The following is a 23,278-nucleotide window of genomic DNA, read 5'->3' on the forward strand; positions in this document are numbered from 1 at the left end:
ACAGCAACTCCAAAAAGTCGTCGTGCTCAGCTGGTGTTCGCGCCAGCTGGGCATGGCGTTTTGGTTTTTCAAAAAGACCTATAATTTCGCGCCATGAAACGCAGCTTTTGGTATGGCATCGGCGCCCTGCTGCTGGCAGGCCCGGTGCAGGCCCAATCCCTGGCGGGCATATGGCAGGGCGTAGAAGCCGAAACCCACCAGCCAGGGGCTTACTGGCCCTCGGTGCTTCGGGTGCAGAAAAGCAAGGGCAACGAGTTGTTCGGCATCCTCTACGAAGAGGTGGGCGGCAAGCCGGGCATCTCGGTGACGTTCCAGATGCAGGGCACGCGCACCGCCACCGGCATGCGCCTGGAGCACGGCGACAAGCTGAACGAAACCGGCCGCACGTTCGGCAGCTACTGGTGCGACGGCTCCATCACGTTCACCTACGACGCAAAGCTGGAGAAGCTGACGGGCCACGCCACTTACCGCCCGGTGGGCGACTGCAGCGTGGGCACGCTCACGTTTTATCGCGTCAAGCTGAAATCGGCCGCCACGGTGCCGGCCGGGGTTGAAAGCACCCTGCGCGTTTCGGGCCGCAACGTGCTCTGGTACGCCGATGCGGACCTGAAACAGCCGGTAAACCCCGGCAATGCCTTCCGCACCAGACTCACGAAAACCACCACGTTCTACCTCACGCAGGGCTATTACCCCACCAGCCAAAGTGCCGTGGTGCCCATCACCATCACGGTGACCGGCACTCCCCCGAAGCCCACGCCCACGCCACCTCCGCCGGTGGCCACCGTGCGCCCCGACACCGTGCGCCCGGCGCCCGCTGCCCCCCTGCTGACGACTACGCCCGTGGTGCTGCCCACGGTGCTGTTCCGGGTGGGCAAGCCGGAGCTGCTGCCCGAGGCCGGCCCGGCCCTCGACCGACTGGCCGCCGAGCTGAAGGACCGGCCCACGTTGCAGCTGCGGGTGTCTGGCCACGCCGACCGGGTGGGCGAGCCCGATAAGAACCAGGTGCTGTCGGAGCAACGGGCCGAAGCGGTGAAGGCATATTTAGTGAAAGCCGGCATCGCGGCCGAACGCATCAGCACCGTTGGCTACGGCGACACGCACCCGCTCTACCCCTCGCCCGACGTGCGCAACCGGCGCGTGGAAGTGGAAGAAATGAAGTGATGCCGAGGACTGACTGTGCCGGAATCCTGGGCTGATTGTGCTAAACTTGTGGCCCCGCTCCCAATTTTCCACCTGATGAATCCACTCAAACCGCTGGTCCTCGCGGCCATTTTGCTGGGCAGCAGCCGGCTTGCCGCGCAGGCCCAGGCCACCAGCCCGGGCTGGAATAACAAGCAGTGCGCCGTGGTGCTGACGTATGACGACGCCATCGACGTGGATTTGGACAACGTTGTTCCGGCCCTGGATTCGGCGAAACTGCGGGGCACGTTCTACCTCATTGGCTCCTCACCCGTCGTTACCAGGCGCCTCGGCGAATGGCGCCGGGCCGCCCAGCGCGGGCACGAGCTTGGCAACCACACCCTGTTCCATCCATGCGATGGCCGCCTGCCCAACCGCAGCTGGGTGAGCCCCGACCATGACCTGAGCAAGTACACCGTGGGCCGTGCCGTTGATGAAATCCGGGCCAACAACGTCTTGCTGAATGCCATCGACGGCAAAACCGCCCGCACCTTCGCCTACCCCTGCGGCGACCTGCTGATTGATGGGGTGAATTATTACGACAAGGTCAAAACCGAATTCGTGGCGGCGCGCGGCGTGGCCCCCGGCTTGCTGACTGCCGCCCAGGCCAAGCTGGATAACATGGACTGCTACTCCATCAACGGCCAGTAGGGCGACTACCTGGTGGACCTGGTGAAGCAGGCGCAGGCCTCGCACACGCTGCTGATTCTGGTGTTTCACGGCGTTGGCGGCGGGCACGCCATCAACGTGAGCCTGCCGGCGCACCGGCAGCTGCTGCGCTACCTCAAGGCGCACGAAAAAGACATTTGGGTGGCCCCGATGGTGGAAGTAGCCGAGAAAATCAGGGCTGAGCAAGGGCACGGCGCAGCCAAGCAGTAGCCAACCGTCACGTCGCGGCGGCAGTCAGAACTTAACGAGGCCGCATCCTACCCCAAAACGGGCAGCCGCACACCGGTGCGGCCGCCCACCGCACGGCCGCATTCCGAACTTGCACGCGATTACGGCCCGCCACCCACTAGCTTATGCCCCACCAGCACTTCCTCATTCACAAGCCCTACGGCTACCTCAGCCAGTTTGCGGGCGAGGCCAAGAAGAAAAAGCTCGGCGACTTCCATGATTTCCCGGCGGGCATCATGGCTATTGGCCGGCTCGATGAGGACAGCGAAGGCCTGCTCCTGCTCACCACCGACGGCCGCATGAGCGAGCTGGTGCGCAGCAAAAAAGTGGAGAAGGAATACTACGCCCAGGTCGATGGCCTGATTGACGACGCCGCCATTGCGCAGCTCCAAACCGGAGTCGAAATCGGGATTCACAACGTGCGGTACCTCACCGCCCCCTGCACCGCCCGCCGGCTCGACCCCGCTCCTGCCTTGGCCCCGCGGACCCGCAAAATCCGCGACGACCGCCACGGCCCCACCAGCTGGGTTTCCATCACCCTCACCGAGGGCAAATACCGGCAAATCCGCAAGATGACGGCCGCCGCGGGCTTCCCCACGCTGCGGCTGGTGCGGGTGCGGGTGGGCAGTATCTGGCTGGGCGGTCTGGCGCCGGGCGCGGTGGTGGAAGTAGCAGATTTTGGGATTGGTAATGAAGGTATGAAGTAGCCTGCATTTGCTCAGGGCACGGCCGGGCAGCTTGCGGGTGTGGTCTTCAACGAATGGCAATTGAGATTACGGCAAGGTTATTTTATGCTGCATGCCTAACATTTTTGTTGCCTCGTCGTATATTTGCATCAAATTATTTCCTGGGCTATTCCCGCCGTCATTATGAAAAAGACCACTGCTTTCTCGTTTTCCTCGTTGCTGCTCCTGGGCGGCGTAACCTACCTGGCTGCCAAACTGGCCGACCTGGACCTGACCTTCTTCTTCCACGGCGACGACGACCAGCACCACTACTGCTAACCGCTATTTTATCGCTACACAGCATCCTATCCCACTTATCCCGCTTATTTAGTGAGGAAGCCCGGCCCTTCAGCCGGGCTTTTTGGTTATACTTCCGGCCATTGCGACCGACTGCCACGGTTCGGCGCGGCTTTTGGAACTTTGCCGCGGCAACGGCGTAACCCGTTGAGTTGTTTTTTCACCGGCTGCCGGGCGCCGTTGCGCACCGCAACGCCCGCAGCCCCTACCCCACTCCTGGTTTTATGAACCTTGATTCCCACCAAGCTCAGGTGAGCTACATCATTGGCCGCGACCTGGCCCGCAACTTTGCCCAGCAAGGCCTCGACCTGGACGTGGACACCCTGGCCGGCGCGCTCAAAGAAGGCCTCCAGGGCCTCCCCAGCCGCCTCACGCAGGAACAAATGCAGGCCGCCATGCAACAATTGCAAGAGCAAATGGGCGGCCCCGAAGACGACACCAACCAAGAAACCGACACCATGAACAACAAAGCCGAAGGCGAAGCCTTCCTCGCCCAAAACACCAGCAAAGCCGGTGTTACCACCCTGCCCAGCGGCTTGCAGTACGAGGTAATCACGCAGGGCACGGGCCGCAAGCCCACCCTGGGCTCTTCCGTCACCACGCACTACCACGGCACCCTGATTAACGGCACCGTGTTCGACAGCAGCTACCAGCGCGGCCAACCCGCCACCTTCCCCGTCAACGGCGTAATTGCCGGCTGGACCGAAGCCCTGCAGCTGATGCCCGAAGGCTCGAAATACCGCCTCTACATCCCCTCCGACCTTGCCTACGGCAAGCGCGGCGCGGGCCGCGACATCCCCGGCGATACCGCGCTGATTTTCGACGTGGAGCTGGTGAAAGTGAATAACTGAGGGACTGCCGGGGCGGGGACCACCGTTTCCGCCACGACAACCACGGTTGCGCCCACCTGGACGCACCCAACCCCAACTTTGGCTGTTTCTGAGCAGATGAACGACCTCGAAGCCCAGCCACCCGCTGAAAATGCATCCGTGGCCCCGGAACAACTTTCCGGGGCCGCTTTGGTGCCTACGCTCACCGCAGCCAGTGGGCCAACCCCAGCATTCGGCCCAACTCCAGGGCCGCCGCCGATACCCGGGCTGCCCCCCCTCCCGCCCCTGCGAAGCGACGACGGACGGGTGGTGCTCACCGATACCACGCTTACAGTCAGGGAGCAGCCGTTTCTGCTGCTGGAGCTGGAGCGGGCCGAGCTCACGCCCGTGCGCTGGATTCTGTGGTACCTGCTGGGCGGGCTAGGGCTGGCTTTTGTGATGATTGCCTTTCTGCAAAACTGGCTGCACACCGGCCCGGCCATGCTGGGCATGGCCCTCACGGCGCTGCTGCTGGCCTACGGGCACCGCGGCACCAACCGCCTGCGCCTGCACCGGTTGGGCCGCGAAATGGTTAATTTTGCCCTGCCCGGCGAAACACCGCCCTGGCAGCGCCTCACCGCCGAGGTGAACCGCCGCATCGCCCGCGTGCACGACCACGCCGCCCGCGAAGCCGCCGCCCTGCTCGCCGCGGCCGATGAAGCCACCCGCCAGGCGGCACTCGCGGCCCAGGCCGCCGCCGAAGCGGATGAGAATACAAATAATAACCCGCTGACTGTCAATTAGCGCTACTTTCGTGGGCCAATGCCGTAAGCACTTTCCGGTGGCTTGGCTGCTACCTTCGCGCCCCGTAATTCATTTGTAGCCTCAATCTGCCGATTATCGATTTTTACCGACCGCATGGATTCTAAACATTCGCATACCGCCATTTCCGGGGCGGGGCTACTCATTGCCCTGGGCATTATTTACGGCGATATTGGGACCTCGCCGCTCTACGTGATGTCGTCCATCCTCAAGGGCGCCACGGTGCCGGATATGATTGACGCGCATCTGGTCCTCGGCGGCATTTCCTGCGTCATCTGGACGCTCACGTTGCAAACCACCGTTAAGTATGTGCTGCTCACCCTCAACGCCGACAACAACGGTGAGGGCGGCATTTTCTCGCTCTATGCCCTCGTGCGGCGGCGCGGCACCTGGCTCTCGGCCGTGGCCATCATCGGCGGGGCTTCCCTGCTGGCCGATGGCGTGATTACGCCGCCCATTTCGGTGTCCTCGGCCATTGAAGGCCTGAAAGCCGTGTACCCAACGCTCACGCAGGATGTTATTGTGTTCATTGTGATTGGCATCATCGCGGGCTTGTTTCTGCTGCAAAGCTTTGGTACCCAGATTGTGGGCAAAGCCTTTGGGCCGATTATGTTTCTGTGGTTCACCATGCTGGGCGTGTTGGGCATGAGCTGGGTTATTCAGAACCCCATCATTCTGAAGGCCTTCAACCCCTACTACGCCTACGATTTGCTGGCGCGCTACCCCCACGGTTTCTGGCTGCTGGGCTCGGTGTTCCTGTGTACCACGGGGGCCGAAGCGCTGTATTCCGACCTCGGCCATTGCGGCAAGGGCAACATTCGCATCAGCTGGACTTTTGTTAAAACCACGCTGCTGCTCAACTACCTGGGGCAAGGCGGCTGGTTGCTGACCCACTTGGGCGAGAAGCTGAACGGCCGTAATCCTTTCTATGAGCTGATGCCATCGTGGTTTCTGCTCATCGGGATTGGCGTGGCCACCATCGCGGCCATCATCGCCTCACAGGCCCTCATCACGGGCTCCTTCACGCTGGTAGCCGAGGCCATTCGCCTCAATATGTGGCCGAAAGTGAAGCTAAACTACCCCACCGATGTGAAGGGCCAGCTCTTCGTACCGAGCATGAACCGGCTGCTGCTGCTGGGCTGCATCGGGGTGGTGTGGTACTTCAAAAAATCAGAAAATATGGAAGCGGCCTACGGACTGGCCATCACGCTCACCATGTTGATGACCACGATTTTGCTTACGGTGTGGCTGCGGATGAAGAAAGTGGCCCTGCCGCTGGTCATTGCGTTTGCCACCCTCTACGGCATCATCGAAGGCGCCTTTCTGATTGCCAACATGCGCAAGTTTCCAAACGGCGGCTGGGTGTCGCTGGCCATCGGGGCCACCCTCATGGGCGTGATGTACGTGTGGCTGAAGGCGTTCTACATCAAGCGCCGCCTCACGGAATTCGTGCGCCTGGAGCCGTACGTGGACGCGCTCAAGCAGCTCAGCGACGACGACTCCATCCCGAAATATTCCACCCACCTGGTGTTCCTGACCTCGGCCGAGCGCAGCACGGAAATCGAGCAGAAAATCATTTACTCCATCTTCCAGAAGCGGCCCAAGCGGGCGGATATCTATTGGTTTATCCACGTCGACACGACCGACGAGCCCTATACCATGGAGTATAAGGTGACGGAAGTGGCCAAGGATGACGTTTTCCGCATCAATTTCCGCCTCGGCTTTCGGGTGCAGCAGCGCATCAACCTCTATTTCCGCAAGGTGATTGAGGACCTTGTGCGCAACAAGGAAGTGGACATCACCTCGCGCTACGAGTCGCTGAGCAAGCAGCACGTCACCGGTGATTTCCGCTTCGTGGTGCTCGAGAAGTTCCTCAGCATCGAGAACGACTTCCCGACCATGGAGAAGCTCGTGATGCAGGCCTACTTCTACATCCGCCAGTTCATCGCCTCCGAGGACCAGTACTTTGGCCTCGATACGTCGTCGGTGAAGGTGGAGAAGGTGCCGATGGTCATCGCGCCGGTGCGCGAGGTGGCGCTGAAGCGGATTAAATAAGGTCCATTTATTTAATGAATCCCCGCAGGTTCGGCCGGATTTATTGTAATTCGGCATTATACAAAAAAGCCCCGTGCTGTTGGCATAGGGCTTTTTTTGGTCGTTACTCCCATTCTGCTAACGCGCCGCAGCTACGCTTTTCAGCTGTTGAAATAGTCGCCCTGTTCGAGGTCGGCCAGCAGCCCGACATGGGTGGGGTGCCAGCCCAGCCACTGTTGCGTGAGCGCGCTGGACGCCGCCATGTCCAGGCCGGCAAAGGCTCCCATCCACCCAAAATGGTCGGCGGCTTCCTCGGCCGACTTCGACACCACCGGCACGTTCAGATGCCGGCCGATAACGGCGGCCAGGTCGCGGAGCGCAATGCCTTCGTCGGCTGCGCCGTGGTAGCACGCCCCGGCCGTGCCCTTCTCCAGCGCCAGCCGGAACAGGCGGGCGGCGTCGAGGCGGTGCACCGCCGGCCAGCGGTTCAGGCCCTCGCCAAGGTAAGCCGACTCGCCCTTCTGCCGGGCCAGCCCGATGAGGTAGGGCACGAAGCCGTGGTCGCCCGCGTCATGCACCGACGACGCCAGCCGCACCACCATGGCCCGCACACCCTGCGGCAACAGCGCCAGCGCCGCCGGCTCCGAGGTGCGCCCCATGCCCGCGGGCACGTCCTCCTCGGTCCCCGGGCGGCCCGTGGCCAGCCCGGCCAGGCCGGCGGTCACCACCAGCGGGCGCTGGGTGCCGGCCAGCGCCGCGCCCAGGGTTTCGATGGCGCGCTGGTCGGTAGCGGCGGCGGCCTGGTACTGCGAAAAGTCGTGAATAAAAGCCGTGTGGATGACGCCATCGGCGGCGGCGGCGCCGCTCCGCAGGCTGTCAAGGTCTTCGAGTGAGCCCCGGTGCACCTCGGCGCCGGCGGCCAGCAGCGCCTGGGCGCCGGCCTCCGAGCGGGTGAGGCCGAGCACCTGATGGCCCGCGCCCAGTAATTCCTGAATGATGGCGGAGCCGATGAAGCCCGTAGCGCCGGTTAAGAAGATACGCATGTGTTGGTTCCTTTACTAGTGGTTGAAGTACCCTACAAAGGTCCGGCCGGCAGCTGGCCGCCGGGCTGCGTGGGTCAAACCATCTACTGAATGATTCAAACAATTGCCCTAGCCCCGGAAGTCGCCGGGGGTCAGGAAGGTTTGACGCTTGAAGAAATTACAGAAATGCGCCACATCGGCAAAGCCCAGGCTATCGGCGATTTCCGACACGCTCCAGCTCGTATGCTTGAGCAGCATTTTGGCTTCCTGCGCCACCCGGCTGCCAATCAGGGCGGTGGTGGTGTGGCCGGTCGTTTCCTTCAGCACCCGGTTGAGGTGGTTGACGTGCACGGCCAACTGGCTGGCGTAGTCGGCGGCCGTGCGCAGGCGCAGCCGCTGCTGGGGGCTTTCGAGGGGAAACTGCCGTTCCAACAGTTCGGCAAACAGGGCCGACACCCGCGCCGAGGCGCTGTGGGCCGGCGCCAGGGCCGGGGCGGGCTGGAGCTTCTGCCCGAGATGAATCAGCTCCAGGAGGTAGGCGCGCAGCAGGTCATATTTATAGGCGTAGCCGGACGCGATTTCTTCCGCCATCTTCTGAAAAAGCGCATTAATGGTGGCAAATTCGGCGTCCGTCACGTTCACCACCGGGCAGCCGCCCGGCTGAAAAATCGGCAACTCATCCAGCCCCGCCCCAACCTTGGCAGGCAGCAGAAACTCGTCGGTGAAGATGCAGAAGTACCCCACCTGCGCCAGGTCGTGCGGCTGCCAGCGGTAGGGCACCCGGTGCGAGGCAAACCACAGGGCGTTGTCTTCAACTTCTACCCCCTGGTCGGCGTACTCAATGCGGCTGCGTCCGCGAATCAGGCTGATTTTATAGAAGGCCCGCCGGTCGAAGGTCATCGGCGGCCGGTCGCGGTAGTCCACCATCAGGTCCGCCACGTTGAAGACGTTAAACTGCCCCACTTCCCGCGGCATGGCCGACGGCAGCATCACGGCGGGCGCGGCCCCGGCCACGGGGGTCAAGTAGGGCGGCAGTTCTTCAAGCGAGTTGTGCTTCATAACCGGACGTTGTAAAAATCAAAGGTAATCCATCCCTTAAGTGTCCGCCTAATGTACACACTGAGCCGCCTCGCGGTTCACCTCTCTGCCTCGCCAGCCTCCTGGTCAATGCGCAAACTGTCGGGCCTTTTTACTTTCCCAGCCACTTGGCCAGCACCTTTTGCTGGGCCGCTGTGGGGTTGGGCAAAGGCTGAATGGTGTACTTGCGGTCCGGGTTGGGCAGCATTTTCAGCACCACGTCGCGGGTGAGGCCGTCGCGCCGCACCTGCAGCTTCACTTCCGAGCCGACGGGGCCGCCGAGGAGCGTTTTCACGGTTTCGTCGCTGGGCGCGGCCCCGTTGATGAACAGCACTTCGTCGGTGGCGCTGAGGCCGGTATTCCAGGCCGCGCCGTCGCGAATCACATTGGCCACCAGGAGCTTGCCGGTGCGGTTGGAGAAGTTAGCGCCCAGCGTTCCGTCGGTGCTGAGCGGCGTATTCGTCAGCGCCAAGCCGGCGTAGCCCAGCGTGGTGTTGAAGTCAATCGGCTTGGTGCCGTACACGCTGTTCTGGAAAAAATCGTCGTAGCGGCGGCTGGCCACGGTAGCCACGGCATCCTGGAATTCCTGGTCGGTGAAACCCCGGCCCGCCTTCTTATAATACGTGTCGTACAGCAGCTGGAACACGTCGTCGAGGTGCTTTTCGCCCTTCGTGGCCTCGGCAATGTTCAAATCGAGCCAGGTGCCGATGAGGTCGCCTTTGGAATAGTAGCTGATTTGGGTGTTGATGGCATTCTCATTGGGCCGGTAATACTTAATCCAGGCATCAAAGCTGGACTCCGCCGCTGATTGAATGCGATTGCCCGGCGTGTTTTCGACCTCCGTAATGGCGTTGCCCAGCTTGCCCAGGTATTCCTCCTTCGAAATCACCCCGGCCCGCTCGTTGATTTGCTTGGAGTAATATTCCGTCATGCCTTCGCTCACCCACAGCATGTGCGTGTAATTTTCCTGGTCGTAGTTGAACGGCCCCAGCGCCACCGGCCGAATGCGCTTTACGTTCCACAGGTGGAAATACTCGTGCGCCACCAGGCCCAGAAAGGACTTGTAGCCGGCCTCGGTGCCGTAGGTGGTGCGGCCCACTTCCAGCGTGGTGGAGTAAAGGTGCTCCAGCCCGCCGCCGCCGCGCTCCAGGTTGTGCACGATGAACAGGTAATGGTCAAGCGGATTCTGGCCCACCACGCGGTGCGCTTCCTCGCACACCCGCTTCATGTCGGCCACCAGCTTGGCGTCGTCGGTGCTGTAGGTGCCGTACATGGCCACCTGGTGCGGCGTGCCGTTGGCGGTAAACTCCAGCATTTTCTGGTTGCCGATTTCCATCGGCGAGTCGGCCAGCTCGTCGTAGCTGGCGGCTTTGTAGGTGAATTTGCCGGTGGCCGGCCGCAAGGGCGTGCTCACCTGCGCCCAGCCGGCGGCGGGCTGCACCACCACGGTGCTGCCCAGCATCTTGTTGTCGGCCGGGTACATGAATACGCTGCTGCCGTTCAAATAGCCGTGGTCACCGTCGATAAACGAGGTGCGCACGCTCAGCTCAAAGGCATAAACGCGGTAGCTAATCTGGAAATTGGCCTGCTTGGGGTGGCGCACCCGCCAGGTGTTTTTGTTGATTTTCTCGACGGCCAACCGCTGGCTGCCACTACGGGCCTCGAAGCCTTCCACGTTTTTCGCGTACTCGCGCACCAGGTAAGAGCCGGGGGCCCACACGGGCATTTTCACGTCGGTATAGTCGGCCAGGAAGCCACCCAGGTCCGTTTTTACTTCAAAGTAATGGGATTGGGGCGCGGGCATGGCCAGCGTGTAGCGCAGCGTGGGCACGGTGGCTGCGGGGCGCGCCCCGGCGGGCCGGCCGGCCGCCAGCAAAGCCGCCGCGGCTGCAAGACGAAGAACAACGGGTGATTTTTTGAGCATTCGGAATGAGTTGAAAAGAAGCAAGGGCACAAAGTAAGCCCCCGGGGTTGCCTCCAACCTAGCAGGTGACCGGCCCGTTAGGAGCAATGGCGGCGCTTATTCCCGGCGTCGGTTTCTCTAGCAACTCTTTTTTATGCGCATGGTCTGGCTGGTTTTTGTGGGGCTGATAGTGGCGATGGTGGTGGTGCTGCCCCGGTGGCGGCACCGCGAGGCCAGCCCCGCCCCGGCCCGGCAAAACACCACCGATTTGGCCACCGGCTCGGCGGCGCCCATTTCCTCCTTTGCCTCCCTGCGCCGTGGGCCGGCCGGCAGCACCCAGCCGCCCCGCGCCGACAGCATCGTGGCCTTTGGGCTGGCCCAGCGCGGCACGCCCTACGTGTACGCCGGTACGTCGCCGCTCACGGGGTTCGACTGCTCGGGGTTTATCATGTACACGTTTGCCCATTTTGGCGTGCCCGTGCCGCATTCCACGGCCCTGCTTATTGATGTGGGCCAGCCCGTAGCCCGCACCGAGGCCCAGCCCGGCGACATCGTGGTGTTTACGGGCACGGCCACCACCAGCACCACGCCGGGCCACGCGGGCATCGTCGTGTCGGCCCGGGGCGAGGTGCCGCTGCGCTTCGTGCACGCCTCCTCGGCCCGGCGCGAGTCGGGCGTGAAGGTGAGCCAGGTGGAAGGCACCGACTACGAGCGCCGGTTCATGCAGGTGCGGCGGGTGCTGGGGCCGGGCGCCGTGGCGGTGGCGCGGCCAACCCCAGCGGGCTCCGCGCCCCCCGCCGCCCCGATTGCCACCTTGCGGACGCGCCGGGTTACGGTTGAGCCGGAAACTGTACCAGTTGTGGCGCTACCCAAAACCCTGGCCACGAAGAAATACGCCACCCACCCCAGCAAAAAGAAAGTTGTGGCAAAAAAAACCACGGGAAAAAAGAAGCCTGCCGCGCCGAAGAAAACGACGCCCGTAGCCAAGCCCAAAGCGCGGGCGAAGTCCCGGCATACCACCCGTTAAATCCCGCACCCGACCCGCCTGAACGCAGCGATGCCCGGTTTGCTTCTGCCGTCCCACTAAAGGGCGGCTGAGCAAACCGGGCATCTAATCCTTCAAATCTTACCAAGCGGCGAACCTGGGGTACAGGTCCGGCGTCCGCTCCTTAGAGTAAGACCTGGCCGAATGTGGGAAGCCTTAGGAGCTGCCCCACGTGACTGTTGTTAGGCGCGTACTGCGGTGAGGCGTACGACATTCGACAGGCTTGGCAGGATTTGTTTGGGACTACTAGACATTTTGTACCTCCTTTCTTTACGTTCGACATATCCCTCGCTCGCGCGGCCCAGCACCTTAGGGCTGCTTGAACGGGGTCGTAGCACTCACTACTGGGCGGTAAAGTTAATAGCGGATGTTAAGGTTCAAAATACAGGAGCATAATTTAGGGCAAATCGGCCTAGATTATGGCTTTAAGCCTGATTCCCAGCCCTATTTATTTTACCTTACCCCGGCCGAAAACCACTACCTGGCCGCTGCCGCTGAACTTGGCCGTAAACTTGCCTAAGCCCTCCCAAACGCAGCCGGCGGGCCCTCCGAATATTTTCCCTTACCTTTTGCGTCAAACCCACCTTTTTCTCCTCGTCAGAAATGAAAAAAACACTGCTCCTCCTCGTTGCCCTCATGCTTGGCGTAGCCGGTATGGCGTCCGCCCAAACCATGACCCCGCTTGGGGTGTGGACCAACGCTGAAAAGAAGGCGACGTTTGAAATTTACAAGTGCGGCGACAAGCTGTGCGGCAAAATCGTGAGCCTGACCATACCGAACGACCCGGCCACCGGCAAGCCCAAAACCGACTCCCAGAACCCCGACGCCAAGCTGCGCAGCCGCCCCCGGCTGGGCCTCGTGTTCATGCAGGGCTTCAAGTACGACGACGATAACAAGTGGGACGATGGCAAAATCTACGACCCCGAAAGCGGCAAAACCTATTCCTGCTACATGAAGATGGAAAACGCCAACACCATGGAAGTGAAGGGCTACATTGGCTTCTCGCTCATTGGCAAGTCGCAGACCTGGACCCGCGTAAAATAGCCGAATGGGGCGTATGAATGCCTGATACCCTCACAAAGGCCGGTTTCCTCGCGGAAGCCGGCCTTTGCTTATGGCACGGTATCGGTAAGAGCGCCGCAATGGCCCAATTGGCTGAATGTCCGCTGCGGGCCCATAAACTATTTGCCTAAGCCGGTGTTTCGACTCCACTAACTTCCCACGTTTTGTTCCACTTTCTTCAGAATCTGTTTCGTTCCAAAGCGGCCGCGCCGGCCGCCTGGCACGCCGTGACGCTCTCGCCGGCCCAGGCGCGGCGGCACGCCCGCTGGGTCAAGCAGCGCGTGTTCCTGAACTGGCTCGGGCCGTATTTTAAGGCCTACCACCTGCGCAAGGGAGGCGCCGCCGGCACCCGCGGCCTCAAAGTGCAGCTGCTGGAGGAGAACGGCCGCGAAGGGGCCCTGTTTTTCTTCGACCCTACCATTGGCCCCGGCAATTTCCGCCACTTCTATGAGCACCTGGGCGAACGGCTGCTGGCCCAGGGCTACCACCGCGCCTGTGCCGACCAATGCACCAAAAAGGTGGCTCACCACACCGAAACCAAGCTCAAGCAGCTGTTCAAGCCCAACCCCACCGACTGTCCCAAGACCGGCCACTGCAACCAGCGCTTCGGCTTGGTCACCGTCGATTTGGTGGCCGTGAACGGAACCCCGATGTTCATTCGCCTCGCCAGCAACGCCGTTCTCGACCCCCACTTCACCCCGCCCAGCTCATTCGATGAGTTGCTGAAAACCCTGATGGATGCCCCTCCCTCCGACTCTGCCACCAAGGCACTGATTGGTGAGTACCACGACCGGTTTTAATGCATTGCGCTTTAGCCACTCGTTGTTAGCTACTAGTTATCAGCGTATTGATAACTAGTAGCTAACAACCCGGTTAACAATTTTAAGCAAACACAAAAAAGGCCGCTCCAGCACTGGCGCGGCCTTTTTATTTGCTGAGCGAAGGTGTTATTCCCGCACGAACTGCCCGTGGCCCAAGGCCTCATTGCCCGCGCCCAGCAGCCGCAGGTAGTACAAGCCGGGGGCCAGCGCGTGGGTATCGAGTTGGGGCTGCGCGCCGGGGATTATCTGGCGCAACACCACGCGGCCGGTAGCATCCAGCACCTCCGCCGAAACCCGGGCGGAGGTCAAAATGCTTAGCTGCAGCTGGTCGTGGCAGGGGTTGGGGTAAAGTAGCAGTGCGGCCGTGGGCGCGTCGGCACGAACGGCGAGCAGGGTGTTGTCGCGCACGGGCACGGGCGAATTCATGTCGAGCACCCACTGGTCGGGGTCCACGGCCACACTCGTTACCGTGCCGCTGACCGTGAAGGGGAACGTTTGGGAAGCCTGCCCCTGGTGCAGGCGCACGGTGCGGATGGTGCCATTCGTGAACGTGAGGCGGTAATCCACGTCGGTATCAAAAAACGGCGTGAGCGTGGGCTCGGTCACGGTTTCATCCACCCGCAGCACGAAGTTGCTGCCGCCCTGGTTCCACCGGGTGGTGAAGGTGGGGTAGCCGTGCCCCGTGAACCACTGCTGAAAAAAGTAGCCCAAGGGCCGGCCCGCCTCGGCTTCGAAGATGCGCTGCAAATCGGCGGTGCGGGCCGTGGAGCCGCGAAACTGGGTTTGGTACGTGCGCATGGCGCGGAAGAATTTCACGTCATCGTTCAGCAAATACCGCAGCATGTGGATGACGGCCGCGCCCTTCTTGTAACTCAGGTAATAGTCGAAAATCCGGTTGACGTTGGTGGTATCGGCCACGTAGATGCTGCCCGCCGAGCGCTGGGCGTAATTGTGCGCGTTGTCCATCCAGGTGCGGGCATTGGCGGGCGTGCTCAGGGCTTGCAGCGACAGGTATTCGCCGTAGGAAGCGAAGCTTTCATTCAGCCAGATGTCTTCCCAGCTGCCGCAGGTCACGTTGTCGCCGAACCATTGATGGAACAGCTCGTGGGCCGTGAGCGTGAACTCCGCGCCGTCCTGCGTGGTCATGGTCTGGTGTTCCATGCCGCCGTAGATGGGGGCCATGGTGAGGCCGTATTTTTCGTCGGCAAAAGGATAAAGCCCCACCAACGCCGAGTAGTTTTCGATGAAGCCAGGCGTGAGGTCGAGCCGGGCCTGCCAGTAGGTGAGGTAGCTCTGGTTGTAGACGTAGTTGACGATGGGAATTTGCGGGCTGCCCACCGGATGCGCATAGCTCACGTACTCCAGGTAGGGCGCCACCGACACTGAAATCAGGTAGTAATCAATGGGATGGCGGGATTTCCACTCGTACCGCACCTTGTTGCCGGGCAGCGGCACGGTGCGCACCAGCACGCCGTTGGAACCCACTTTATTGGGCAGCGTGGTCGTCACCCACACGTCCGAAGAGTCGGCTTTATCGGTGAGCACCTGCTTGCAGGGAAACCACTCGTGCGCCGAATACGGCTCGGACAACGACCAGGTGACGTGGTAAGCAAAATTGGAGCGGTAGCCGGTATCATAATGCACCGAATCGCGGGTGCTGAGGCCGTTGCCGATGGCGGCCGAGTTGCCGCTCGGCGCGGTGCCGTGGTAGTAAATCCGGGCATCGGTGAGGGAGCCGGCGGCAGCGGGCACGGCCAGGCGGGCGGTGGCGTCGGGGCCGGCGCGGCGGATGCCGGGCGAGCGGCGACCGTTCACCACCACCGAGTCGATAAGCAGCGTGGCGGTGCCTGCGGGCGAGCCCGCCGGGGCCTGGTACAGCTCAAAAGCCAACGAATCGAGAGCCTGCGCGCCCACCCGCACCCGCATCCACACCGAGCCGGCCACGTTCAGCGAGGTGCTTTCCAGAGCCAGGTCCAGCTTGTAGTATTTTACGTCGTAGCGGTTCATTTTGGCGCGGTGCGGCACCGACGAGGTGGCGGTGCGCTGGGCCGATTTCACCCGGCCCGTCGCGCAAAGTCGCCCCCCCTCAAGCGCTTCCTGGCTGAGAGCTGATGCCGGGGACCCAGGCAGCGGCTGCTGGGCTTTCACCCGAAACGAATCAGCAAACAAGCCGCTGATTATCAGCGCAAACATGAATGGACGCATGCTGGAAAGAATAGTCGTAACAATTTGATTCCGGGTGCGGTAGGTTCACTGTCGACCGGGCTGTCGAAGGTACGCCGGATGGCTCAAAAAGCCTGCTCCCGGCCCGCTGGGCAAGCCGTTTTCCGCAAACGCTTCTCTGGGGTCAAATGTTGGCCGGTGCGAGCGTATATTTCGGCTTAATCTGGATTTTCTACGCTTATTCCGCTACCCCATGTCATTCCGCCAATATTTGCCCGGTTCGGCATGGTCGGCTTTTCTGCTGTTTTTAGGCAGTTGGCTATCAGCCAGTCCGGCGCGGGCTACCCACATTGTGGGCGGCGAAATGGAGCTGGTGCACAATTCCGGCGATTCTTACACTCTGCTACTTAACCTGTATTTTGATGCCGTGAACGGCAGCCCCGGCGCCCTGGATGCGGACCTGACGGCCAGCATTTTCGACAAAGGCAACAACACCCGCATGATGAACGTGGTGCTGCCACTCACCAGCAATACCTTCGTCAATTACACCAACCCGGCCTGTGCCCAGCCCACGCTCAGCACCCGCAAGCTGGTGTACAGCAAGCTGATAAATCTGCCAGCCAATGCCTACACCAGCGTCCAGGGCTACTACGTGGCGGTGGAGCGCTGCTGCCGCAACAATTCCATCAGTAACATTGTGGCGCCGGGCAGCGCCGCCCAGACTTTCTACCTGGAGTTTCCGGCGGTGGTGCGCAATGGCCAGCCGTTTTACGACTCCACGCCCCGCATTTTTCCGCCACTGGCGGATTATGCGTGCCGCAACGAACTGTTCTACTACGACTTCGGGGGCCAGGATGCCGACGGTGATTCCCTGGTCTACGACCTGGTGACGCCGCTCAACGGGCATTCTGATGCCATTACGCCTAAGCCCGCTGCGGCCGCGCCCGCGCCCTACTCGCTTATTACCTGGAACCCCGGCCTGGGAACCCTCAACCAGATTCCTGGTGCGCCCACCCTGAGCATTAACCGGGCCACGGGCCGCCTCACGGTGCGCCCCATCAACGTGGGCCTGTTCGTGTTCGGGGTGCGCTGCTCGGAGTACCGCCGGGGCGTAAAAATCGGCGAGTCGCGCCGCGATTTTCAGTTGATGACCCTGAATTGCCCCATCAACACCAGGCCGAGCGTGGTGCTGCTGCCCGCCCCTACCGGCCACGTGCCGTACCACCCCGGCCGCGACACGCTGCACCTGGTGCCGGGCGGCAACCGCTGCGTGCGCCTGCGCTTCACCGACCCCGACCCCAACTCGCGGCTGACGCTGTCGCTCAGCCCGGTCAATTTCACGGGCTTGCTGCCCAATTTCACCACCGCTACCAGCGGGGCCGTGCACAGCCCCGGCGCCCCCGATACCCTCACGGCCACGCTCTGCTTCCCGGACTGCATCAACACGCGCGGCGGTGTGTACCTGCTGGATGTGGTGGTGGGCGACGATGGCTGCAGCCTGCCCAAGCGCGACACGGTGCGGGTGGCTTTCACGGCGGTGCCGGCGCCCAATACCCCGCCCGTTATCGTGACCACGGCGGGCCCGGCGTTGCCGCTGCGTGTGCACGTGGGCGACTTGGTGGCCTTCGACGTCACGGCCACCGATTCCGACAACGACCCAATTCAGCTGGAAATGAGCGGGCTGGGCTTCAGTCCCGCCGCGGTGGGGGCCACGCTGTCGCAGGGCACCACCGGCAATCAGCAACGGGGCCGCTTCACGTGGCGCGTCGACTGCCGGGCAGTTGGCACGGATTCGGTGCGCAATTTTCAATTTACCGCCGCCACTTCGCCGTGTGGCCTGCGCCAGGCAGTCACGGTTTCGGTGCCCGTGATTGTGGTTTACAACAACCATCCGCCCACGCTGGCTTCCACCCTGCCGACGGCCCGGCCCACCGAAATTCCGTTGGTGAAGCTCCCGCTGGGCCAGGTGTACACCGCCACATTTACCGGGGCGGATATCGACCGCGACGGCCTGACCCTCACGGCTTCCGGCAGCTCGGCCGATGGCTTGGAGGGCTTCGACCTGGCCACGGCTGGCATGCGCTTCGATGCCCTGAACGGCACTGGTGTGGCCACGGGCACTTTCCGCTGGGATGTGAGCTGCGCCGCGGCCAACCTGCACCGCGACCTTATCGTGACTTTCCAGCTGGTGGATGCCACCTGCAAGCCCCTCCCTCAGCTCCAGCGCGTGCGCCTACAGGTGAAGAGCCCCGATTCGGTGGCCGTGAAGCTCTACAACGTTATCACGCCGAATAACGACAACTACAACGACGTCTTCAAACTACCCGACCTGCCGCCGAACTTCTGCGACGCGCAGTTTGCCACCATCAGGATATTCTCCCGCTGGGGCCAGCAGGTTTTTGAATCGAATGACCGCGACTTCCGTTGGCCCGGCCAGGGCAGCGGCGGCCTGTACTACTACTACGTCACCTACACCGACGGCCGCAAATACCGGGGGTGGCTGGAAGTAATTCCGTAGCGCCTGCGTTGGTGGTTAGTAGCTGTTGATTGTTAGTCAAACGCTTATCGACTCACTGACAACGAGCAACTGACCACTACACAGCTTATACAAAAAATGCCGCCGGAGCATTCCGGCGGCATTTTTTGTGACTTTCAGGATTTCCTAATACAGGAACAGGAACACGGCAAAAAGGGCCACCCACAGCACGTCGATGAAGTGCCAATACGTGCCCAGCATCCGCAGCTGGCGGCGGTGATAGGGGTTGCGGATGAACACGAGCGAGCGCACGGCGTCGCGGTCGGCGTGTACCACGCGCAGCAGCAGAGCCAGCAGAAACAGCATCCCGCCCAACAAATGCACCACGTGCAGCGCCGATATCAGGTAGATAAACTGGCCACTGCTCCGGCTGGCAACGCCCCGAAACGGCACACCCTGCGACATCAGCTCGCGCCAGCCCAGCACCTGCAGGCCCGCAAATATGCAGCCCAGCAGCAGCGTGGCCCCCAGGCAGCGCCCGAGGCTGCTCAGGTCGTCCTGCGCATATAGGCGCGGGGCCTGCCCAATGGTGTAGCTGCTGACCACCAGCACGATGGTGCTGAGCGAAAAGTAGCGCGGCAGCGAGTGCAGGCCCGTCGGCACGCCGTTCCGAACCCGGGTAGCGATGTAGGCCACCACCAAAATCACGAACATCACCGTGATGGCAAGCATCGCCAGATAGAGTGCCACCTGCAGCGGCGGCATCCGCTCGATGCGGGCAAATGGTGAGGGGCGCTGCTGCGCCCCAACGCGGTTTTTATGGTCGTTTTCGGAGTTCATCGGGCTACACTAAGAAGTGTACTTCTCCAAACTAATGCGATTGAAATTAGTTGCAAACCCGCCCGAATTGACAAGATAATGTAGGGGCAGAAACGGCCTTATTTAAAGAACGAGCCAATTTTGCCCAGCACGGCGTTGAGGGTGATTTTGGGGGTGCGCTGCACGCCAAAGGTGACGTAGGTTTTGCCCCCCACGCGCAAGTCGAGGACCCAGCCCAGCTGGCGCGCCAGGTCGTTGATTTGCTGCAACGGGTCGGGGCCGGCGGGCTTGGGCGTTTTGGGCGCGCCGTGAGCTTTGGGCGGACCCGCGGTGAGCTGGTCGAGCACCTGCTGACTGGGAATATTCAGGATGAGGTAGGTGCCGGCGGCGGCCAGCTGCAGGGCATGCCCGTTCCAGGTGATAACCAGCTGGGCCTCAATTTCGAGGGTATTAGGCACCGGTTTCGGGGCGGCTGGGCGGCAGTTGGGGTGCAGTAGCGGGGCTGGCCGACTGGTCGCCACGGGTCCGGATGCGGAGCGAGCCGTTCAGCTTCCAGGTAGCGGCGGGGGCGTTGGGGTTCTGCGGGTTGGGCACCTGCAGCTCAATCTGGTCGAAAGCGCAGCTGAGCTCTACGCCGCCCGAAAGCTTGCCGAGCAGCGAGGCGGCCATATCGGCCCAGTTGGAGGAAGAAGAATCAGCCATGGGTATTGGTGAAGTTGAAGCAATGGGAGGCTGGTGGGCATCGGCCCAGCCTCCGGAAAGGCCGCAAAGTACGACCCTGCCCCTGCTAACGCAATGCCGTGGCTGAGGTTGTGGGGCCCGGCCATCGGGGCAGGAGCGTCCGTGGCCACCAGTCGCCGGCAGTGGGCCGGGCTGCTACCTTTACGCGCCCATCCCGCCCCGACCTCTCCCGCCATGAAGCTCATTGAATGCCCCCGCGACGCCATGCAGGGCCTGCCCGATTTTATCCCGACCGCCACCAAAACCGCTTATCTGAATAAACTGCTGCAAGTTGGTTTCGATACCCTGGACTTCGGCTCCTTCGTGTCGCCGAAGGCCATTCCGCAGCTGCGCGATACGGCCGAGGTGCTGGCCGGCCTGGATTTAAGCACGACTACCACCAAGCTGCTGGCCATTGTGGCCAACCGGCGCGGGGCCGAAACCGCCGTCCAGCACCCCGAAATCAGCTACCTGGGGTTCCCGCTGTCGGTGTCCGAAACCTTCCAGCGGCGCAACACCAACCAAACCACCGCCGAGGCCCTGGCCGATGTGGCCGCCATGCACGAGCTCTGCGAGCGCACCGGCAAAACCCTGGTGGCGTACCTGTCAATGGGCTTCGGCAACCCTTATGGCGATGCCTGGAGCCCGGAAATTGTAACTGATTTCACCCAGCAGCTGGCGGCGCTGGGGGTCCGCATCGTGGCGCTTTCTGATACCGTGGGGGCCTCTTCGGCGGCCACCATCGCGCCCCTGTTTTCAGCGCTGATTCCGGCGTTCCCGGCCATCGAATTCGGGGCGCATCTGCACACCACGCCCACCACCTGGCACGAGAAAGTAGCCGCTGCCTACGAAGCCGGCTGCCGGCGCTTCGATGGGGCCATTGGCGGCATCGGGGGCTGCCCCATGGCGGCTGATGAGCTGACGGGCAATATGGCCACGGAAAATCTGTTGGCATTTCTCGCTGAAAAGGGGCTAGATTCGGGGCTGGACCCAACCGCATTTGCCCGGGCGCGGGAAGCCGCAACCAGAGTATTTGCTTTGCATTAATACCTTCACACGATGCCTACCACCGTCGATATTTTCATTCCCTGCTTCGTTGACCAGCTCTACCCCGCCACGGCCATGCACATGGTGAAGGTGCTGGAACGTGTCGGCGTGAAAGTCAATTACAACCCCGACCAGACCTGCTGCGGCCAGCCCGCCTACAACGCCGGCTACCAGGACCAAAGCCGCTCCGTGGCCGAGAAATTCCTGACGGATTTTGCCGCGCCGGCATCCAATGAAACCCGCTACATCGTGAGTCCCTCGGCGTCGTGCGTGGGCATGGTGCGCAACAGCTACACCGACTTATTCGCCGGCACGGCGCAGCAGGGTGCCTGCCGGGCCGTGCAGGGCCGCATCTACGAGCTGACCGAGTTTTTGGTAAATGTGCTCGGCATCACGGCCATTCCGGGGGCGCGGCTGGCGGGCAAATACACCTACCACGACTCCTGCTCCGGCCTGCGCGAGTGCCACATCCGGGCCGAACCGCGCCAGCTGCTCGACGGCGTGGCCGGGTTGGAGCGCATCGAAATGGCCGAAACCACCACTTGCTGCGGCTTTGGGGGCACCTTTGCCGTGAAGTTCGAAGCCATTTCAGTGGCCATGGCCCAGCAGAAAGTTGAGCACGCCCTCGACACCGGCGCCGAGTACATTGTGAGCACCGACGTGAGCTGCCTGATGCACCTGGAATCCTACATCAAGAAGGAAAAGCTGCCGCTGAAGTGCCTGCACGTGGCCGATGTACTGGCCAGCGGTTGGTGAGCAGTGAGCAGTGAGCAGTGAGCAGTGAGCAGTGAGCAGAAGAACGTCATGCTGAGCTTGCCGAAGCATCTCTACCTCAATACTAATTCAGTGTGGCTGCAACAAAGCGGTAGAGATGCTTCGGCAAGCTCAGCATGACGTTCTTCTGTCCTGACTTCTGCCCTGACGTTCTTGTGCTGATGTTCTTCTGCCCTGACGTTCTTCTGCGTGACGTCCATCATAAAATAAAAGACTTTCCGTGCAGCAGTATTATTTATCCGGTCGGCTCTCGCAGCACCTGTTGTGGCTGGCTTGCGTGGCCGGCGTAGTGGGGCTGCTGGCGGCGCGGGCGCTGGTGGCCATCGCGCCCATTGTGGGCGTGGTAGCCGCGCTGGCCAACCCGCAGGTACGGCGCGAAATTCCGGACTACCTCCGCAACGGGGCGGCCATGCGGGCGGGCGCCGTGGTTGTGTTTTTGCTCCTGAGCGGCTTTTACACCAGTGAACGGGCCATCTGGCGGCACGAGCTATTCCGCGACCTGACCTGGCTGGGCGTGCCGCTGGCGTTCGGGCTGGCGGTGCCCCTCACGGCCCGGCAGCGGCTGGTGGTGGGCGCCCTATTCGTGCTGGGCACGGCGGCCGTGGGCCTGGCCACGCTGGGCCAGTACGCACTGAACCCCGCCCAGGCCAACCAGGCCATTCATGTGGGGCAGAACATGCAGGCCATCACCCGCGTGTTCCACATCACGTTCGGGGTGATGCTGGCGCTGGCCTTCTTTTGGGGGCTGCTGCTGCGGCGCAATGCCCTGATGGGGCCGCTGCTGCGGGCTTTGCTGCTGGCGGCGGCCGTGGTGGCGGCCGGCACCATTCACGTGCTGGCGTACCGAACGGGGCTGCTGGTGCTCTACACCGGCCTGCTGGCATACGCCGTGCGGCTGCTGGCGGGCAAACGGTTGGCCATCGGGTTTGGGCTGCTTGTGCTGCTGGGGCTGGGGCCTTGGGCCGCGTACCACACGCTGCAATCGGTGCATAAGCGCGTCGATTCCACCGTGTGGGACGTGCAGCAATTCACCCTCGGCCACGACATCAACGATTATTCATTGGCCCAACGGCTGGCCGCCATGGAAACGGCCGGGGCCATCGTGGGCCAGCACTGGCTGCTGGGCGTGGGCCCGGCCGATACCCGCGCCGCCATGATGGACCAGTACGCCTGGAAAGACTTTGGGCTGCGGTCCGCCAACCGCATCGAGGTGCACAACCAGTACCTGCAAGCCCTGCTGGGCGGCGGCGCCGTGGGATTGACGCTGCTGCTGGCGGTGCTGTTCTGGCCCCTCACCCAAGCGTGGGCGCGGCGCAACGCGGCCGTGGGCTTCTTTATCCTCAGCCAGGCCACGCTCATGCTGGTTGATGCGCCGCTGGACCTGCAAATCGGGCTCAACCTGTTCGTATTTTGCTACGGCTATCTGGTGGTGGCGGAGGAGCGGCATTGGCGAGCTGGCTCTGCGTTAGAGAGCACCAGGGAAAATGCTTTTTCCAATTCAAAACCTGCCCCAGCCGCAGTTGGGGTCAACTCCAATCCGACGGCACTCACCACGGTTCCGCAACGGCCAGCCTGAACCCGGCGCC

Annotated in this window: 22 protein-coding genes; 15 read left to right on the forward strand and 7 right to left on the reverse strand. The window is 62.3% G+C overall.

What is annotated here, in order from left to right:
• Positions 1-93 precede the first annotated feature (93 nt).
• The 8 genes from J4G38_RS04365 to J4G38_RS04395 all read left to right on the forward strand — a co-directional run bounded on the left by J4G38_RS04365 (position 94) and on the right by J4G38_RS04395 (position 6,784).
• The gene (locus J4G38_RS04365; protein WP_210515239.1) at positions 94-1,161 is read left to right on the forward strand and encodes an OmpA family protein; all 1,068 of its coding nucleotides are present in this window, start codon (positions 94-96) and stop codon (positions 1,159-1,161) included.
• 75 nt (positions 1,162-1,236) lie between these two features.
• The gene (locus J4G38_RS04370) at positions 1,237-1,830 is read left to right on the forward strand and encodes a polysaccharide deacetylase family protein (protein WP_226163143.1); all 594 of its coding nucleotides are present in this window, start codon (positions 1,237-1,239) and stop codon (positions 1,828-1,830) included.
• 12 nt (positions 1,831-1,842) lie between these two features.
• A complete protein-coding gene (locus J4G38_RS04375) occupies positions 1,843-2,058 on the forward strand; it encodes a hypothetical protein (RefSeq protein WP_226163145.1) in 216 nt (71 codons plus the stop codon).
• A gap of 143 nt (positions 2,059-2,201) precedes the next feature.
• On the forward strand, positions 2,202-2,783 hold the full coding sequence (locus tag J4G38_RS04380; RefSeq protein ID WP_210515236.1) for a pseudouridine synthase: 582 nt from the start codon (positions 2,202-2,204) through the stop codon (positions 2,781-2,783).
• A 162-nt stretch (positions 2,784-2,945) separates the two neighbouring features.
• Complete coding sequence (locus J4G38_RS28545; protein WP_262905905.1) at positions 2,946-3,080, forward strand: hypothetical protein; 135 nt, start codon at positions 2,946-2,948, stop codon at positions 3,078-3,080.
• A 242-nt stretch (positions 3,081-3,322) separates the two neighbouring features.
• On the forward strand, positions 3,323-3,949 hold the full coding sequence (locus J4G38_RS04385; protein ID WP_210515233.1) for an FKBP-type peptidyl-prolyl cis-trans isomerase: 627 nt from the start codon (positions 3,323-3,325) through the stop codon (positions 3,947-3,949).
• A gap of 78 nt (positions 3,950-4,027) precedes the next feature.
• Entirely contained in the window at positions 4,028-4,711 is a 684-nt protein-coding gene (locus tag J4G38_RS04390; protein WP_210515230.1) for a hypothetical protein, read from the forward strand.
• A gap of 114 nt (positions 4,712-4,825) precedes the next feature.
• On the forward strand, positions 4,826-6,784 hold the full coding sequence (locus tag J4G38_RS04395) for a KUP/HAK/KT family potassium transporter (protein WP_210515227.1): 1,959 nt from the start codon (positions 4,826-4,828) through the stop codon (positions 6,782-6,784).
• Between the two features lie 140 nt (positions 6,785-6,924).
• On the opposite strand, the gene J4G38_RS04400 is transcribed toward J4G38_RS04395, so the two are convergent.
• The 3 genes from J4G38_RS04400 to J4G38_RS04410 all read right to left on the reverse strand — a co-directional run bounded on the left by J4G38_RS04400 (position 6,925) and on the right by J4G38_RS04410 (position 10,786).
• Complete coding sequence (locus J4G38_RS04400) at positions 6,925-7,806, reverse strand: SDR family oxidoreductase (RefSeq protein ID WP_210515224.1); 882 nt, start codon at positions 7,804-7,806, stop codon at positions 6,925-6,927.
• A 108-nt stretch (positions 7,807-7,914) separates the two neighbouring features.
• Positions 7,915-8,844 carry a helix-turn-helix domain-containing protein gene (locus tag J4G38_RS04405; protein WP_210515221.1) on the reverse strand — a complete coding sequence of 310 codons (930 nt, stop codon included), beginning with the start codon at positions 8,842-8,844 and terminating at the stop codon, positions 7,915-7,917.
• Between the two features lie 130 nt (positions 8,845-8,974).
• Positions 8,975-10,786: a M61 family metallopeptidase gene (locus J4G38_RS04410; RefSeq protein ID WP_210515219.1), complete on the reverse strand. Its 1,812-nt coding sequence runs from the start codon at positions 10,784-10,786 to the stop codon at positions 8,975-8,977.
• A 133-nt stretch (positions 10,787-10,919) separates the two neighbouring features.
• On the opposite strand from J4G38_RS04410, the gene J4G38_RS04415 reads away from it, so the two are divergent.
• The 3 genes from J4G38_RS04415 to J4G38_RS04425 all read left to right on the forward strand — a co-directional run bounded on the left by J4G38_RS04415 (position 10,920) and on the right by J4G38_RS04425 (position 13,672).
• Positions 10,920-11,792 (forward strand): C40 family peptidase, encoded by an 873-nt coding sequence (locus tag J4G38_RS04415; protein ID WP_210515216.1) that lies wholly within the window; start codon positions 10,920-10,922, stop codon positions 11,790-11,792.
• A gap of 621 nt (positions 11,793-12,413) precedes the next feature.
• Positions 12,414-12,854 carry a DUF2147 domain-containing protein gene (locus J4G38_RS04420; protein ID WP_210515214.1) on the forward strand — a complete coding sequence of 147 codons (441 nt, stop codon included), beginning with the start codon at positions 12,414-12,416 and terminating at the stop codon, positions 12,852-12,854.
• A gap of 182 nt (positions 12,855-13,036) precedes the next feature.
• Complete coding sequence (locus J4G38_RS04425) at positions 13,037-13,672, forward strand: hypothetical protein (RefSeq protein WP_210515211.1); 636 nt, start codon at positions 13,037-13,039, stop codon at positions 13,670-13,672.
• A 147-nt stretch (positions 13,673-13,819) separates the two neighbouring features.
• Here the strand turns inward: J4G38_RS04425 and J4G38_RS04430 are convergent, their stop codons facing one another.
• A complete protein-coding gene (locus J4G38_RS04430) occupies positions 13,820-15,898 on the reverse strand; it encodes a M1 family aminopeptidase (RefSeq protein WP_210515209.1) in 2,079 nt (692 codons plus the stop codon).
• Between the two features lie 211 nt (positions 15,899-16,109).
• On the opposite strand from J4G38_RS04430, the gene J4G38_RS04435 reads away from it, so the two are divergent.
• Positions 16,110-18,374: a gliding motility-associated C-terminal domain-containing protein gene (locus J4G38_RS04435; protein ID WP_210515206.1), complete on the forward strand. Its 2,265-nt coding sequence runs from the start codon at positions 16,110-16,112 to the stop codon at positions 18,372-18,374.
• Between the two features lie 144 nt (positions 18,375-18,518).
• Here J4G38_RS04435 and J4G38_RS04440 read toward each other — a convergent pair whose 3' ends face one another.
• From J4G38_RS04440 to J4G38_RS04450, 3 genes are all read right to left on the reverse strand, one after another.
• A complete protein-coding gene (locus tag J4G38_RS04440) occupies positions 18,519-19,172 on the reverse strand; it encodes a cytochrome c oxidase subunit 3 (protein ID WP_210515203.1) in 654 nt (217 codons plus the stop codon).
• Between the two features lie 98 nt (positions 19,173-19,270).
• Positions 19,271-19,609: a hypothetical protein gene (locus J4G38_RS04445; RefSeq protein ID WP_210515200.1), complete on the reverse strand. Its 339-nt coding sequence runs from the start codon at positions 19,607-19,609 to the stop codon at positions 19,271-19,273.
• Positions 19,602-19,853, reverse strand: a complete 252-nt coding sequence (locus tag J4G38_RS04450) for a hypothetical protein (RefSeq protein ID WP_210515197.1) — start codon at positions 19,851-19,853, stop codon at positions 19,602-19,604. Before J4G38_RS04450 ends, J4G38_RS04445 begins: the two co-directional genes overlap by 8 nt.
• A gap of 213 nt (positions 19,854-20,066) precedes the next feature.
• Between J4G38_RS04450 and J4G38_RS04455 the strand changes: the two genes are divergently transcribed.
• The 3 genes from J4G38_RS04455 (at position 20,067) to J4G38_RS04465 (ending at position 23,268) form a co-directional block, all read left to right on the forward strand.
• Entirely contained in the window at positions 20,067-20,918 is an 852-nt protein-coding gene (locus tag J4G38_RS04455) for a hydroxymethylglutaryl-CoA lyase (protein WP_210515195.1), read from the forward strand.
• A 12-nt stretch (positions 20,919-20,930) separates the two neighbouring features.
• On the forward strand, positions 20,931-21,674 hold the full coding sequence (locus J4G38_RS04460; protein WP_210515193.1) for a (Fe-S)-binding protein: 744 nt from the start codon (positions 20,931-20,933) through the stop codon (positions 21,672-21,674).
• A gap of 238 nt (positions 21,675-21,912) precedes the next feature.
• Positions 21,913-23,268 (forward strand): O-antigen ligase family protein, encoded by a 1,356-nt coding sequence (locus tag J4G38_RS04465; RefSeq protein ID WP_210515191.1) that lies wholly within the window; start codon positions 21,913-21,915, stop codon positions 23,266-23,268.
• Positions 23,269-23,278 lie beyond the last annotated feature (10 nt).

The organism is Hymenobacter terricola (assembly GCF_017921975.2).
Classification (GTDB): Bacteria; Bacteroidota; Bacteroidia; order Cytophagales; family Hymenobacteraceae; genus Hymenobacter; species Hymenobacter terricola.

Coding starts and splice junctions, on each gene's coding strand:
- J4G38_RS04365 (WP_210515239.1), top strand. CDS start 94: ATGAAACGCAGCTTTTGGTATGGCATCGGCGCCCTGCTGCTGGCAGGC.
- J4G38_RS04370 (WP_226163143.1), top strand. CDS start 1,237: ATGAATCCACTCAAACCGCTGGTCCTCGCGGCCATTTTGCTGGGCAGC.
- J4G38_RS04380 (WP_210515236.1), top strand. CDS start 2,202: ATGCCCCACCAGCACTTCCTCATTCACAAGCCCTACGGCTACCTCAGC.
- J4G38_RS28545 (WP_262905905.1), top strand. CDS start 2,946: ATGAAAAAGACCACTGCTTTCTCGTTTTCCTCGTTGCTGCTCCTGGGC.
- J4G38_RS04385 (WP_210515233.1), top strand. CDS start 3,323: ATGAACCTTGATTCCCACCAAGCTCAGGTGAGCTACATCATTGGCCGC.
- J4G38_RS04395 (WP_210515227.1), top strand. CDS start 4,826: ATGGATTCTAAACATTCGCATACCGCCATTTCCGGGGCGGGGCTACTC.
- J4G38_RS04400 (WP_210515224.1), bottom strand. CDS start 7,806: ATGCGTATCTTCTTAACCGGCGCTACGGGCTTCATCGGCTCCGCCATC.
- J4G38_RS04405 (WP_210515221.1), bottom strand. CDS start 8,844: ATGAAGCACAACTCGCTTGAAGAACTGCCGCCCTACTTGACCCCCGTG.
- J4G38_RS04410 (WP_210515219.1), bottom strand. CDS start 10,786: ATGCTCAAAAAATCACCCGTTGTTCTTCGTCTTGCAGCCGCGGCGGCT.
- J4G38_RS04415 (WP_210515216.1), top strand. CDS start 10,920: ATGCGCATGGTCTGGCTGGTTTTTGTGGGGCTGATAGTGGCGATGGTG.
- J4G38_RS04420 (WP_210515214.1), top strand. CDS start 12,414: ATGAAAAAAACACTGCTCCTCCTCGTTGCCCTCATGCTTGGCGTAGCC.
- J4G38_RS04430 (WP_210515209.1), bottom strand. CDS start 15,898: ATGCGTCCATTCATGTTTGCGCTGATAATCAGCGGCTTGTTTGCTGAT.
- J4G38_RS04435 (WP_210515206.1), top strand. CDS start 16,110: ATGTCATTCCGCCAATATTTGCCCGGTTCGGCATGGTCGGCTTTTCTG.
- J4G38_RS04440 (WP_210515203.1), bottom strand. CDS start 19,172: ATGAACTCCGAAAACGACCATAAAAACCGCGTTGGGGCGCAGCAGCGC.
- J4G38_RS04450 (WP_210515197.1), bottom strand. CDS start 19,853: ATGGCTGATTCTTCTTCCTCCAACTGGGCCGATATGGCCGCCTCGCTG.
- J4G38_RS04455 (WP_210515195.1), top strand. CDS start 20,067: ATGAAGCTCATTGAATGCCCCCGCGACGCCATGCAGGGCCTGCCCGAT.
- J4G38_RS04460 (WP_210515193.1), top strand. CDS start 20,931: ATGCCTACCACCGTCGATATTTTCATTCCCTGCTTCGTTGACCAGCTC.